The sequence below is a fragment of the Nocardia canadensis genome (genome assembly GCF_032656385.1).
GTDB classification, from domain to species: Bacteria; Actinomycetota; Actinomycetes; order Mycobacteriales; family Mycobacteriaceae; genus Nocardia; species Nocardia canadensis.
The window spans coordinates 690,335-704,724 of sequence record NZ_JAVCWB010000001.1 but is presented as its reverse complement, the minus strand read 5'-3'; the positions used below and the strand labels follow the sequence as shown (position 1 = coordinate 704,724).

Below are 14,390 nucleotides of genomic sequence, written 5' to 3'. Positions count from 1 at the left end.
CGCTAGCTCGTCGCCCGCCGGGTTTCGATGAGCACCCGCCGGGGCCGTTCTGGACTGACATGTCCACAACGCGCGACGGTCGCCGTCATGGCCCGTCCCAAGGAACTCGACGTGGACCGCGCGCTCCAGCGCTCCATGACGACCGAGAACGCGACCATCTTCGAGATCCTCGACCGCGGCGCACCGGCCCGCGATCGTCTCCGTGCGGTCCTGGACCAGGCCGCCGACGCTCCGGACGCCGAACCGGCGGGCCGCCTGGTGCTCGATTCGACCGTCGAACTCGCCCCGCACGACACCGCGGTCAGGGCGACGCTGCGCGCCGACCAGGACCGCAGCCTCGCCGCGCTCACCGCCACCATCACTGACGGGCAGCGTGCCGGGGAGATCACCACCGACCCCCGCCCGCGACCTCGCCCGGTTCCTGACCGCGACGATCAGCGGCATGCGCGTCGCCGCAGAGAGAGCTCTCCGTGCCGCCCGCCCTCTGCATCCTGGGGTCGTCGATCTTCGCCCAGGGCAGCTCCGAGCTGATACTCGCCGGACTGCTCACCGACCTCGCCGCCGATCTCGGTGTCTCCATTCCCCCTGCGGGCCTGGTCATCTCGGGCTTCGCGCTCGGCATGCCGATCGGGACACCGGTGCTCGCCGTGGTCACGCTGTGCCTGCCCCGGTGCGACACCCTGCTGGTCTTCCTCGCCGTCCTGGTGGCCGCGCATATCGTCGGCGCGCTGACCGGCGAGTACCGGATGCTGTTCGGGACGCGCGTGGTGAGCGCGTTCGTCGACGCCGGTTTCTGGGCGATCGCGGCGGCGAGCCCGGTCCCCGCCGACCTGCGCGGCCGGGCGATGAGCATCGTTTCTCGACCGGCCGGGGGCGCGCGGTGCTCGCGGGAGCACCGCGCCCGGCTCAGCCCAGGCAGCCGGGACCGAGCAGTGCCTTCAGATCGCCCATCAGCGCCGAGGACGGGCTGACCCGCCAGCTGTCGTCGAGCTTGAGCAGGGTGGTCTTCTCCCGCGCGCCGACATGGCGGACATGCACGTCGGAGGTGCCGGGGTGGCGCGAGAGCACCTTCTTGAGCTCACCGATCTTGTCCGGCGTGCACATGCGGGTCGTCATCACGACCGATACCGGCTTCGCCACGCCGATCGCCGAGAGATCGGGCACCACAAGGTCGTTGGCGATCAGCGAGATGCGGTCGTCGCGGACCGACACGCGCGCCTTGACCAGCACCACGGCGTCCTCGACCACGTCCATGCCGTAGACCGAGTACGACTGCGGGAAGAACAGCACCTCCACGCCACCGGTGAGATCCTCGAGCTGCGCCGAGGCCCAGGCCAGGCCGTTCTTGTTGATCCGCCGGTTGACCGAGGCGAGGATGCCGCCGATGGTCACCTGCGCGCCGTCCTTGACGTCGCCTTCCAGGATCGCCGGGATGGGCGTGTCGACCTGGGCGGCCAGCACGTGCTCGACACCGTTGAGCGGATGCCCGGAGACATAGAGGCCCAGCATCTCGCGCTCGAGGGCGAGCTTGTGCTTGGTCTCCCATTCGTCCTCGGGGACCTTCACATTGAAGACCGAGGCCACCGAGTCGTCGCCGTCGTCCAGGCCGCCGAACAGGTCGAACTGGCCGATCGCCTCGGCCTTCTTGGTCGACATCACCGCGTCGATCGCATCGGAATGGATCAGCAGCAGGCCCTTGCGCGGATGCCCGAGGGAGTCGAAACCGCCTGCCTTGATGAGCGATTCGGTGACCTTCTTGGAGCAGGCGATCGCGTCGATCTTGTTCAGGTAGTCGGAGAAGTCGGTGAACTTCGACTTCTCCTTGCGCGCGGCGATGATCGAGGACACCACGTTGGCGCCGACGTTGCGGACCGCGCCCAGACCGAAGCGGATGTCCTTGCCGACCGAGGCGAAGTTCTGCTCGGACTCGTTGACATCCGGCGGCAGCACGGTGATGCCCATCTTGCGGCAGTCCGACAGGTAGATCGCGGCCTTGTCCTTGTCGTCACCCACGGAGGTGAGCAGGCCGGCCATGTACTCGGCCGGGTAGTTGGCCTTGAGGTAGGCGGTCCAGAAGGAGACCAGGCCGTAGCCGGCGGCGTGCGATTTGTTGAACGCGTAGCCGGCGAACGGGAGGATGGTGTCCCACAGGGCCTTGATCGCGGGCTCGGAGAAGTCGTTCTTGAGCATGCCCTCGCGGAAGCCCGCGTAGGCCTCCTCCAGCACCGAGAGCTTCTTCTTACCCATGGCGCGGCGCAGGATGTCGGCCTGACCGAGCGAGTACCCGGCGACCTTCTGCGCGATCTGCATGATCTGTTCCTGATAGACGATCAGGCCGAAGGTGTCGGCCAGGATCTCTTTCAGCGGCTCTTCGAGCTCGGGGTGGATCGGCTTGACCTCTTGACGACCGTTCTTGCGGTCGGCGTAGTCGTTGTGGGCGTTCATGCCCATCGGGCCGGGGCGGTACAGCGCCAGCACGGCGACGATGTCCTCGAAGCCGGTGGGCTGCATGCGGCGCAGCAGATCGCGCATGGCACTGCCGTCGAGCTGGAACACCCCGAGCGTGTCGCCGCGGGCGAGCAGCTCGTAGGTGGCCGGGTCGTTGAGCGGCAGATGATCCATGTCGAGATCGATGCCGCGATTGGCCTTGATGTTCTCCAGGGCGTCACCGATGACGGTGAGGTTGCGCAGACCCAGGAAGTCCATCTTCAGCAGGCCGATGGCCTCACACGACGGGTAGTCCCAGCCGGTGATGATCGCGCCGTCCTGCGCGCGCTTCCACACCGGGATCGCGTCGGTGAGCGGCTCGGAGGACATGATGACCGCGCAGGCGTGCACGCCCGCGTTGCGGATCAGGCCTTCCAGGCCACGCGCCGTCTCGTAGATCTTGGCGACGTCGGGGTTGGAGCTGATCAGCTCACGGACCTCGGCGGCTTCCTTGTAGCGCTCGTGGTCCGGGTCGGTGATGCCCGAGACCGAGATGTCCTTGGCCATGATCGGCGGCGGCAGCGCCTTGGTGATCTGGTCGGCGATGGCGAAACCGGGCTGGCCGAACAGGACTCGCGCGGAGTCCTTGATCGCGGCCTTGGTCTTGATGGTGCCGAAGGTGATCACCTGGGCGACGCGGTCGCTGCCCCACTTCTCGGTGGCGTAGCGGACCATCTCACCGCGGCGGCGATCGTCGAAGTCGATATCGATATCGGGCATCGACACGCGCTCGGGATTGAGGAACCGCTCGAACAGCAGGCCGTGCGGGATCGGGTCGATATTGGTGATGCCCATCGCGTAGGCGACGAGCGAGCCCGCGGCCGAACCACGGCCGGGGCCGACGCGGATGCCGACCTCGAGGGCATGGCGGATCAGGTCACCGACGACGAGGAAGTAGGCGGGGAAACCCATTTCGCAGATGACGCCGAGTTCGTAGTCGGCGCGGGCGAGGTAGTCCTGCGGCGGGCCGTCGGGGAAGCGGCGATCCAGACCGTCGAGGACTTCCTTGCGCAGCCAGGTGGCCTGGGTGTGGCCCTCAGGCACCGGGAAGATCGGCATCCGGTCGCGGTGGGCCCACACGTCGTCGTAGGACTGCACGCGTTCGCCGATGAGTTCGGTGTTGTCGCAGGCGCCGGGGACCTCCGCGTCCCAGATCGCGCGCATCTCCGCGGCGGACTTCAGGTAGTAGCCGTCACCGTCGAACTTGAAGCGGGTCGGGTCCGAGAGCGTCTTGCCGGTCTGGATGCACAGCAGCGCTTCGTGATTGGTCGACTGGTCCTTGGTGACGTAGTGGCAGTCGTTGGTGGCGATGGGCGGAATGTCGAGCTGCTTGCTGATGCCGAGCAAGCCCTCGCGGACCCGGCGCTCGATGGACAGGCCGTGGTCCATCACCTCGAGGAAGAAGTTCTCCTTGCCGAAGATCTCCTGCCACTTCGCGGCGGCCTCGAGCGCCTCGCGCTCGTGACCGAGGCGCAGCCGGGTCTGCACCTCACCCGACGGGCAACCCGTCGTGGCGATGATGCCCTCCGCATACTGCGCGATGATCTCCTCGTCCATGCGCGCCCACTTGCCCAGCTGACCCTCGATGGAGGCCAGGCTCGACAGTTTGAACAGGTTGCGCAGGCCGGTCGCGTTCTCGGCGACCATGGTCATGTGGGTGTAGGCGCCCGAACCCGACACGTCGTCGCTCTTCTGACCGGGATCGCCCCACTGCACCCGCTTGGTGTTGAACCGCGACTCCGGCGCGATGTAGGCCTCGATGCCGATGATCGGCTTGATGCCGGCCTTCTTGGCGCTGTTGTAGAACTCCGAGGCGCCGTACATGTTGCCGTGGTCGGTCATGCCGACGGCGGTCATGCCCAGCCGTTCCGCCTCCGCGAACAGCGGCGAAATCTTCGCCGCACCATCGAGCATGGAGTACTCGGTGTGGTTGTGCAGGTGAACGAACGATCCGGACGGAGCCAAGACGGTCCTTCCTCCCAGGGTGTCGACGGGGGTTGGCCTAGGCATTCTAGGCACGTGGGTCCGACAACATTTCGCGTGCCACACGGGCACCCCGCCCCCGTGCTGGACGGTTGCGGCGTGTCGTGGCGAAGGTCACCGGCGAGTCCTCGGCAACGTCTGTTTTCCGCTGGTTCACCGGGGCGCGCGGGTACCGGGCGCGCGCATCGGCGCGCGGCGGCGGACTGCGGCGATAATCGCCGGATGCGAGCGGACAGGAGTGCACGGTGACGACCACAGCGGTGGCGCTGGCCGGTGTGGTGATCGTCGTGGCCACCGCCTGGCTGGTGTGGCGACGGACGCAGCGGGTGGTGACCACGCCTGCCCAGCGGGCCGTTCATCAGGCGTTGCATACCGCGTCGCTGGCGGCGGTGCCGTTGCGGCGGGGGTTGACGGCGGAGGCGGCGCGGGAGGCGGCGCCGCATCTGCGGGCGCTGGCCGGGGCCGAGGCGCTGGGAGTGGTGGACGCGGAGGCGACGCTGCTGGCGTGGGATGGGCCGCATCCGGAGATGGTCGAGGCGTTCGCCGAGGCGGCGCGGCGGGCGATCGCCGACGAACGGGCGGTGCTGGTCGGTGGGGACGAGCATTCGCTCATCGCGCAGCCGCTGCTGATCGAGACAGGGGCGGCGGTGGGGGCACTCGGGATGGTGACCACCGGGAAGCCTGGACCCGGCATGCTCGGGGCGGCGGGTGAGGTCGCCCGGTATGCGTGCGGGCAGCTGGAGCTGGCCGAGCTGGACGCTTCGAGGGCCCGGGTCGACCGGGCCGAACTGCGGGCGCTGCGGGCGCAGATCAGTCCGCATTTCATCTACAACGCGCTCAATACGATCGCTTCCTTCGTCCGCACCGATCCCGACCGGGCCCGCGAACTCATCCTCGAATTCGCCGACTTCACCCGCTATTCGTTCCGCGCCGCGGGCGAATTCACCGTCCTCGCCGACGAACTGCGCAATATCGAGCGCTACCTGGCGCTGGAACAGGCCCGCTTCGGCGACGCACTCGACGTGCGGTTGCAGATCGCACCCGAGGTACTCGGCGTGGTGCTGCCGTTCCTGGCCCTGCAACCGCTGGTGGAGAACGCGGTGCGGCACGGCCTCGGCGGCGGCGGTCGCGGCGGGCACTTGAGCATCGTCGCCGGCGACGAGGGCACCGACTGCCTGATCAGCGTCGAGGACGACGGCATCGGCATGGACCCCGAACTCCTGCGCTCGGGCGCCCTCGACGCCGTCGACACCGGCACCGGCACCGCCCGCACCGGCGAAGCCGCCCACGTCGGCCTCGCCAACGTCGACGACCGCCTGCGCGCCGCCTTCGGCAACGACTACGGGCTGGTCGTGGACACCGCCCCCGGGGCGGGCACCAAGGTCAGCATGCGCGTCCCCAAATTCCGTGCGGGCATCCGCGCCTGAACGACCGGGTTCCCGGACGGGCGGATCGCGGATGATCGCACGCTCGTCACACACTCTTAAACATATCTGTTTCGGAAACCGATACTGTGACGCGTGTTCACAGCTAACATCTCGTTCACCCACTGGGCACTGGGGTGACGACGGCGCCCCGCGGGCTTCCACCCCTTGCGCGGCGTTGCCGACCTGGCTGCGTCGGCGACCGCGCCGACATCGAACAGGATTCGCTGTGAACAAGATTCGTCGGACAGGGCAGCGGCTCGCCGCGGCCGCGGTCACGATCACCGCCTGCACGCTCGGGGGGATCCCCCACGCCACGGCCGACAGTGCCGTGCAACCGGATCCCAGTGGCTCGCTGCTCTACAGCCGGCTGGTGAAGAACGACGACGGATCACTGAAAACCAACGGTAAGGGCGGCTATTTCGTCTCCGCGCCCTACACCGGCAACGAGGTGACCCGCAAGGTCGGCAGGCTCACCACCGGCGGGCTGTGCACCGCGACGGTGCTCGACAGTCCGAGCGGCGCCTTGGCGATCACCGCGCGTCACTGCATCGACAACGACGCGGCGCTGATCGCGGCCGGCAGGGCGACATTCACCCCGGCCTGGCACGACGGGCAGCGCCCCTACGGTGACTGGGTGGTCGACAGGGCCTTCACCTCCGAGATCCCCGTGGACGGCAGCGTTCCCGATGTCGCCGTGCTCGCGATCCGCCCCGCCGAGGGCAACCGCGTCGTCTCGGCGGCCACCGGTGGCGGCCTGAAGGTGCACCCGGCACTGTCGAGCAGCCAGTCGGTCCAGTCGACACTGCTCGGCTACCCCGGTCCCGCACCGTACAACGCCGTGCTGATGTCGGCGTGCGTGGGCGATTACACCTATTTCCCCGGCCGGGGCCGCGCCGCCGTACACCGGGTCACCGACCAGTCCGAGTGCCACGTCGGTGGCGGATCCAGCGGCGGCCCCTACGTGACCGGTACGGCCGCGGGCCCGCAGATCATCACCGTCCTCAACAGCGACGGCGGCTCGGCGATCGCGGGGGTCGCCCCCGCCCTCGTCACCGAAGCCGACAACTGGGTCTTCGCCCAGTACCCGGGCCTGCCCCGCGGGGGTGGCTTGCCCTCCACCGGTTCCGGTTCCTGACCCGAGGCAGGGTGATGCGGCGCAGGTCGGTGGGCGAACCGGCCCGAAGACCTGGCCGCTGTCCGGGTACGCCGCGCGTCCACGTGCCGCTACCATGGATGGGCTGTGACCTGGACCACCGAAGAATCACCGACCGCGCTGCGGGTGCTCGCTGTCGATGACGAGAAGCCCGCGCTCGACGAGCTCGTGTACCTGCTGAGCGCGCAGGCCGGGGTCGGGGAGATCCATCGGGCGAGCGAGTCGACCAGTGCGCTGCGGTTGTTGCGGGCCCATCCGATCGACGCGGTGTTCCTCGACATCGATATGCCGGGGCTCACGGGGATGGAGCTGGCGGGGATCCTGTCGGAGTTCGCGGAGCCGCCCGCGGTGGTGTTCGTGACCGCGCACGACGATCACGCGGTGGCGGCGTTCGACCTCGGGGCCGTCGACTATCTGCTGAAGCCGTTGCGCGCGGCGCGACTGGCGGAGGCGGTGCGGCGGATTCTCGCCGCCAGGGTGTCGGCGCCCGCGGCGACACCGCCGGAACCGGCGCATCCGAGCGAGGTGATCCCGGTGGAGCTCGGCGGGGTCACGACCCTGGTGAACCGGGCCGATGTCGCCTGGGTCGAGGCCGACGGCGATTACGCGCGGTTGCACACCGGCACCGGATCGCACCTGGTGCGGATTCCGCTCTCGGCGCTCGAGGCACGATGGGCGGACGCCGGGTTCCTGCGCGTGCACCGCTCGTACCTGGTGGCGTTACGCCTGGTCACCGGGCTGCGCAGCGTGGGCACCGGCACGGTGGTGTGTCTGCGGGCCGAGGGCGCGGCCGGGGCGGTGGAACTGCCGGTGAGCCGACGGCAGGTACGCGAACTCAAGCAGCGGCTGGTGCACGGCCCGCGACAGAACTGGTCGCAGCGATGACCGGACCGCAGCGCCCGCCCCGCGAGCGCGTGGTGCTGGCGCAGCGGCGGGGCGCGCGGCAGGTTCGCACGCGCACCGAAGTGGTCGAGCAGACCGATCTCGGCGCCGCCCTCATCAGCGGTCTGATCCGCGCGCAACTCGGCCTGGCACTGCGCCTCGGCCTGGTCGTCGTCGCCGGGTTCGGCACGCTGCCGGTGCTGTTCGGCATCGATGCCGTGGCCGAGACGACCGTCCTCGGCATCCGGCTGCCCTGGCTGATTCTCGGTTTCCTCGCGTTCCCCGCGCTCTACGCGGTGGGACGGCTGTACGTGCGCCTTGCCCAGCGCAACGAAGACGACTTCCTCGAACTGGCCGGGGACTGAACGTGACCGCCCGCGACCTCACCGCCGTGCCTGCGCCGCCCACCACCGGCGCGACGATTCCGCGCGAGGCCGACGGCCCGACCCCGCCCCGAGTGACCTCGGCGCCGCCCGGATGCCCCCGATGAGCGTCGGCAATCCCGCCCTCACCGTGACCGCCCTCGTGTTGGCGGCTCTCGCCACGATCGGCATCGGCTTCTACGGAGTTCGCCTCTCGCGCACCACCTCCGACTTCCTGGTCGCCTCCCGCACGGTCGGCTCCCGGTGGAACGCGGCGGCGATCTCGGGCGAATACCTGTCCGCCGCGTCGTTTCTCGGCGTCGCCGGGCTCATCGCCAAGTACGGGACCGACGCGCTGTGGTATCCGGTGGGCTTCACCGCGGGCTACCTCGGGCTGCTGATGTTCGTCGCCGCTCCCCTGCGCCGCTCCGGCGCGTACACGGTCCCCGACTTCGCGGAGTTCCGGCTGGGCTCGATCCGGTTGCGGCGCATGGCCGCCGGGCTGGTCGTCGTCGTCTGCGCGGTGTATCTGATCCCGCAGTTCCAGGGCGCCGGGCTCACGCTGCACATCCTGCTCGGCGCGCCGTCCTGGGTGGGCGCCGTCGCGGTCGGGATGATCGTGCTGGCGAATGTGATCGGCGGCGGCATGCGATCGGTGACATTGGTGCAGGCCTTCCAGTACTGGCTGAAACTGACCGCGGTGGCGGTGCCCGCGCTGGTGCTGGGCCTGCACTTCCTCGCCGACGAACGCCCGGTCGGCACGGCGGCGCCGTCGACGGTGGCCGAGCGCACCACCGTCGACATCTCGACCGATGTGGTGGTGCACCTGGATGTCTCCCAGCAGGTCACCGTGTTCGGCACCCTCGACGGACGCAGCGAGGACGGGCCGGTCCTGCTCACCCCCGGCGACCACACCCTGGCCGCGAACACCGAACTGATCCTCGACGCGGGATCGGCGGTACCGGTGGTCGCCGGCGCACCCGCCGACGGCGCGGGCTGGGTGGCACCCGGCGGCGGCTTGGGCGGCGAACACCCCCAGTACCAGGTGTTCTCGCTGATCGTGGCGACCTTCCTCGGCACCATGGGGCTACCGCACGTGCTGGTCCGGTTCTACACCAACCGCGACGGACCGTCGGCCCGCCGGACCGCGCTGACCGTGATCGGGCTGGTCGGCCTGTTCTACCTGTTCCCGATCCTGCTCGGCGTCTTCGCCCGGCTGTACGTGCCGCAGCTGCTGATCACCGGCGCCTCCGACGCGGCCGTCGTCCTGCTGCCCGGTGCGGTGCTCGGTGGCCTCGGCGGACAGCTGCTCGCCGCCCTCGCCGCGGCGGGAGCCATCGCGGCGTTCCTGTCGACGTCCTCGGGATTGCTGGTCAGCCTCGCCGGGGTGCTCAGCACCGACGTGCTGCGGGGCCGGATCCGGGACTTCCGCGCCGCCGCGCTGGTCGCCGGGCTCGTCCCGCTGACCCTGGCGCTGACGGTCGCGTCCCTTGATCTCTCACGCACGGTCGCGCTCGCCTTCTCGGTGGCCGCCTCGACCCTGTGTCCGCTGCTGGTGCTGGGCATCTGGTGGCGCGGGCTCACCGCAGCGGGTGCGGCGAGCGGACTCCTGACCGGTGGCATCACCGCCGGTGGCGCGACGGTGCTCGCGGTCCTCGGCGGGGTCTCGCCCGAACTGGCGGGCGGCTGGGCCTCGGCGATCGTGGACTACCCGGGCGCGGTGAGTGTGCCGCTGGCGTTCGCGGTGACGATCCTGGTGAGCCTGCTGACCAGGAAGCAGGACAAGCGCGCGATCGCCGGGATCTTCCTGCGGATGCACGCACCGGAACGGCTCGGGATGAGCGCCGACCGCGACCCCGAATCGGCCGCCCACCGGTGATCTCGCGCTGACCGTTCGTCGCGCCACAGCGACCGTTCACCGCACATGTGACGGCTTTCACCGAGTGACCCAGGCCACACCATCCTGCGCGTCCGCTCGCCGTCTTACCGTCATCCCACGCACGACCCCCTCACGCTAGGACCTCGAGCATGACCGAAACCGATACCGAAGAAGCGCCCGACCGGCGCGCGCCGAGTGCCGAGGAATGGCTCGCCGTGCAGGCGAGCCCGCAGTTCCAGGATCTGCGCAATCGCCTGCGCCGCTTCGTCTTCCCGATGACCGCGCTGTTCCTGCTGTGGTACCTCAGCTACGTGGTGCTCGGCGCGTACGCGCACGACTTCATGGCCACGAAGGTCTTCGGCAACATCAACGTGGGTCTGCTGCTCGGCCTCGGGCAGTTCGTCTCCACATTCCTCATCACCGGGCTCTACGTCCGCTTCGCCAATCGTGAGCTGGATCCGCGCGCCGCGGCCATTCGCGAGTCTCTCGAGGAAGGCCGCGCGTGAACATCCTTGCCGCGGACACGACGGTGGGTAACCCCGTCGCCAATATCGCCATCTTCGCGCTGTTCGTCGCGGTCACCATGGTCGTGGTGATCCGGGCCAGCCGCAACAACGCCAGTGCCGCCGACTATTTCACCGGCGGTCGTGGCTTCTCCGGTCCGCAGAACGGCATCGCCATCGCCGGTGACTACCTGTCGGCGGCCAGCTTCCTCGGCATCGCGGGCGCGATCGCCGTCTACGGCTACGACGGGTTCCTGTACTCGATCGGCTTCCTCGTCGCCTGGCTGGTCGCGCTGCTCCTGGTGGCCGAAATGCTGCGCAACACCGGCAAATTCACCATGGCCGACGTGCTCAGCTTCCGATTGAAGGAAGGCCCGGTGCGCACCGCGGCCGCGCTGACCACGCTGACCGTGTCGCTGTTCTACCTGCTGGCGCAGATGGCGGGCGCCGGCGGTCTGGTCGCGCTGCTGCTCGACATCTCCAGTCGCGCGGGCCAATCGGTCGTGATCGCGATCGTCGGCGTGCTGATGATCGTCTACGTGCTGGTCGGCGGCATGAAGGGCACCACCTGGGTGCAGATCATCAAGGCGGTACTGCTGATCGCGGGCGCCGCGCTGATGACGGTGATGGTGCTGGCGAAGTTCGGCTTCAACTTCTCCGACATCCTCGGTGCCGCCCAGGAATCGGTGAGCGAGTCGACCAACAAGGCCGTCGCCGCCCGCGATGTGCTCGCGCCCGGCGCGCAGTACGGCGGCAGCGACACCTCGAAGCTGAACTTCCTGTCACTGGGCCTGGCGCTGGTGCTGGGCACCGCGGGTCTGCCGCACGTGCTGATGCGCTTCTACACGGTCCCGACCGCGAAAGAGGCTCGGCGCTCGGTGGTCTGGGCGATCAGCCTGATCGGCGCGTTCTACCTGTTCACCCTGGTGCTCGGGTACGGCGCGGCGGCCATCGTCGGCCCGGACAAGATCCTGGCCGCGGCCGGTGGCCAGAACTCGGCGGCCCCGCTGCTGGCGTTCGAACTCGGCGGTGTGATCCTGCTCGGCGTGATCTCCGCGGTCGCGTTCGCGACGATCCTGGCGGTCGTCGCCGGTCTGACGATCACGGCCTCGGCCTCGTTCGCCCACGACATCTACGCCAGCGTGATCAAGAAGGGCAAGGTCGACGAGCGCAAGCAGGTGCGGGTCTCGCGGATCACCGCCGTGGTGATCGGTGTGCTCGCGATCGGGCTCGGCATCCTCGCCAACGGCCAGAACATCGCGTTCCTGGTGGCGCTGGCGTTCGCGGTGGCGGCGGCGGCGAACCTGCCGACGATCCTGTACTCGCTGTTCTGGAAGCGCTTCAACACCACCGGCGCGCTGTGGTCGATGTACGGCGGCCTGATCTCGACGATCGTGCTCATCGTGTTCTCCCCGGCGGTGTCGGGCACCAAGACCTCGATGATCACCGGAACCGATTTCCACTGGTTCCCGCTGTCCAACCCCGGCATCGTGTCCATCCCGCTGGCCTTCGCGCTCGGCGTGATCGGCACCTTCGTCGGTGGCCGTGGCGAGCAGGTCGACACCGCCAAGGCCGCGGAGATGGAAGTGCGCGCTCTGACCGGCGTCGGTGCGGAGAAGGCGATCTCGCACTGACGTTGCCCTGCCCGTGCCGGTGGTTCCCCACCACCGGCACGGGTTTCACCCCTGTTGTTCGAAGGAGATCTCTTGTGACCGGTGCAGTCACCGACCCCACCCGGCCCGACCACGCGACCAGCTACCCGCCCACCGCGGAGTTCGTCGCGCAGGCGAATGCCGATGCCTCGCTGGCCGAGCGGGCCGGCACCGATCGTGACGGTTTCTGGGCCGAGCAGGCCAACCGGCTGCACTGGCACACGCCGTTCACCCAGGTGCTCGACTGGAGCGACGCCCCGGTCGCGCGCTGGTTCGCCGACGGCGAGCTCAACGTCGCCTACAACTGCGTCGACCGCCACGTCATCGACGGACACGGCGACCAGGTCGCCATCCACTGGGAAGGCGAACCGGGCGACTCCCGCGACATCACCTACCGCGAACTGCTCGACGAGGTCTCCCGCGCGGCCAACGCGTTCACCGCGCTCGGGCTGGTCGCCGGTGATCGCGTCGCGATCTACATGCCGATGGTGCCCGAGGCGATCGTGTCGATGCTGGCCTGCGCGCGGCTGGGTCTCACCCACTCGGTGGTGTTCGCCGGCTTCTCGCCGGCGGCGCTGCGCCAGCGCGTCGACGACGCGCAGGCGCGCCTGATCGTGACGACCGACGGGCAGTGGCGCCGTGGCAAGCCCGCGCCGCTGAAGTCGGCGGTGGACGAGGCGCTCGGCGACGACCCGACCTCGGTCGAGCGTGTGCTGGTGGTGCGCCGCACCGGCCTGGACGTGCCCTGGACGCCGGTCCGCGACCTGTGGTGGGACGAAACCGTCTCGCTCGCTTCGCCGTCGCACGAAGCCCAGCCCTTCCCCGCCGAACACCCCCTGTTCATCCTCTACACCTCCGGCACCACCGGAAAACCCAAAGGCATCCTGCACACCACCGGCGGCTACCTCACCCAAGCCGCCTACACCCACCACAACGTCTTCGACCACAAACCCGGCACCGACATCTACTGGTGCACCGCCGACATCGGCTGGGTCACCGGCCACAGCTACATCGTCTACGGMCCCCTCGCCAACCGCGCCACCCAAGTCGTCTACGAAGGCACCCCCAACTCCCCCAACGAACACCGCCACTTCGAGATCATCGAAAAATACGGCGTCACCATCTACTACACCGCCCCCACCCTGATCCGCACCTTCATGAAATGGGGACGCGAGATCCCCGACGCCCACAACCTCACCACCCTGCGCCTGCTCGGCTCCGTCGGCGAACCCATCAACCCCGAAGCCTGGCGCTGGTACCGAGACGTCCTCGGCGCCAACAAGACCCCGATCGTCGACACCTGGTGGCAAACCGAAACCGGCGCCATCATGATCTCGCCACTGCCCGGCGTCACCGCGGCCAAGCCCGGCGCGGCCATGCGCGCGCTGCCCGGCATCTCGGCGACGGTCGTCGACGAGGAGGGCAAGCCGGTGCAGCTCGGCGAGACCGAGGCCAACGGCTACCTGGTGCTGGACAAGCCGTGGCCGTCGATGCTGCGCGGCATCTGGGGCGACATGGAGCGGTACAAGGCCACCTACTGGGAGCGCTACGCCGAGCAGGGCTGGTACTTCGCCGGTGACGGCGCCAAGCTCGACGCCGACGGCGACCTGTGGGTGCTCGGCCGGGTCGACGACGTCATGAACGTCTCCGGGCACCGCATCTCCACCGCCGAGGTCGAGTCCGCGCTCGTCGGGCACCCGGCCGTGGCCGAGGCCGCCGTCGTCGGCGCCAGCGACGCGACCACCGGGCAGGGCATCGTCGCCTTCGTCATCCTCACCGGCGACGCGGCGGGCCGCGCCGGTGACGGCCTGGTCGACGAGCTGAAGGCCGAGGTGTCCAAGGAGATCAGCCCGATCGCCAAGCCGCGCGAGATCCACATCGTGCCCGAGCTGCCCAAGACCCGCAGCGGCAAGATCATGCGCCGACTGCTGCGCGATGTGGCCGAGGGCCGCGAACTCGGCGACACCTCGACCCTGGTCGACCCCGGCGTCTTCGAGGCGATTCGCGCCGGCGGCAACTGAGGCGGGACGCGCCGCGAAGGCGCAGGATACGGCCGGTGACC

At 69.3% G+C, this 14,390-nt stretch carries 11 protein-coding genes; 10 read left to right on the top strand and 1 reads right to left on the bottom strand.

Annotated elements, in window-relative coordinates:
- Positions 1-87: 87 nt before the first annotated feature.
- Positions 88-531: a hypothetical protein gene (locus Q7X29_RS03160; RefSeq protein WP_218720656.1), complete on the top strand. Its 444-nt coding sequence runs from the start codon at positions 88-90 to the stop codon at positions 529-531.
- Entirely contained in the window at positions 471-971 is a 501-nt protein-coding gene (locus Q7X29_RS03155; RefSeq protein WP_218720655.1) for an MFS transporter, read from the top strand. The genes Q7X29_RS03160 and Q7X29_RS03155 overlap by 61 nt, the downstream gene beginning before the upstream one ends.
- On the opposite strand, the gene dnaE is transcribed toward Q7X29_RS03155, so the two are convergent.
- Positions 907-4,497: a DNA polymerase III subunit alpha gene (gene dnaE, locus Q7X29_RS03150; protein WP_316573215.1), complete on the bottom strand. Its 3,591-nt coding sequence runs from the start codon at positions 4,495-4,497 to the stop codon at positions 907-909. The two genes, Q7X29_RS03155 and dnaE, sit on opposite strands and share 65 nt — an antisense overlap.
- A gap of 218 nt (positions 4,498-4,715) precedes the next feature.
- Here dnaE and Q7X29_RS03145 point away from each other — a divergent pair, with 218 nt between their 5' ends.
- From Q7X29_RS03145 to acs, 8 genes are all read left to right on the top strand, one after another.
- Positions 4,716-5,897 (top strand): sensor histidine kinase, encoded by a 1,182-nt coding sequence (locus tag Q7X29_RS03145; protein WP_316573214.1) that lies wholly within the window; start codon positions 4,716-4,718, stop codon positions 5,895-5,897.
- A 226-nt stretch (positions 5,898-6,123) separates the two neighbouring features.
- Entirely contained in the window at positions 6,124-7,032 is a 909-nt protein-coding gene (locus tag Q7X29_RS03140) for a trypsin-like serine peptidase (RefSeq protein ID WP_316573213.1), read from the top strand.
- Between the two features lie 105 nt (positions 7,033-7,137).
- Positions 7,138-7,935, top strand: coding sequence for a LytR/AlgR family response regulator transcription factor (locus Q7X29_RS03135; RefSeq protein WP_218720651.1), 798 nt, complete (start codon positions 7,138-7,140; stop codon positions 7,933-7,935).
- On the top strand, positions 7,932-8,297 hold the full coding sequence (locus tag Q7X29_RS03130) for a hypothetical protein (RefSeq protein ID WP_316573212.1): 366 nt from the start codon (positions 7,932-7,934) through the stop codon (positions 8,295-8,297). The genes Q7X29_RS03135 and Q7X29_RS03130 overlap by 4 nt, the downstream gene beginning before the upstream one ends.
- A gap of 121 nt (positions 8,298-8,418) precedes the next feature.
- Positions 8,419-10,173, top strand: a complete 1,755-nt coding sequence (locus Q7X29_RS03125; RefSeq protein ID WP_218720649.1) for a sodium/solute symporter — start codon at positions 8,419-8,421, stop codon at positions 10,171-10,173.
- 149 nt (positions 10,174-10,322) lie between these two features.
- Entirely contained in the window at positions 10,323-10,679 is a 357-nt protein-coding gene (locus tag Q7X29_RS03120; RefSeq protein ID WP_218720648.1) for a DUF485 domain-containing protein, read from the top strand.
- Positions 10,676-12,310, top strand: coding sequence for a solute symporter family protein (locus Q7X29_RS03115; RefSeq protein ID WP_218720647.1), 1,635 nt, complete (start codon positions 10,676-10,678; stop codon positions 12,308-12,310). The genes Q7X29_RS03120 and Q7X29_RS03115 overlap by 4 nt, the downstream gene beginning before the upstream one ends.
- 74 nt (positions 12,311-12,384) lie before the next feature.
- Positions 12,385-14,349, top strand: coding sequence for an acetate--CoA ligase (gene acs / locus Q7X29_RS03110; RefSeq protein ID WP_316573211.1), 1,965 nt, complete (start codon positions 12,385-12,387; stop codon positions 14,347-14,349).
- Positions 14,350-14,390: the final 41 nt, after the last annotated feature.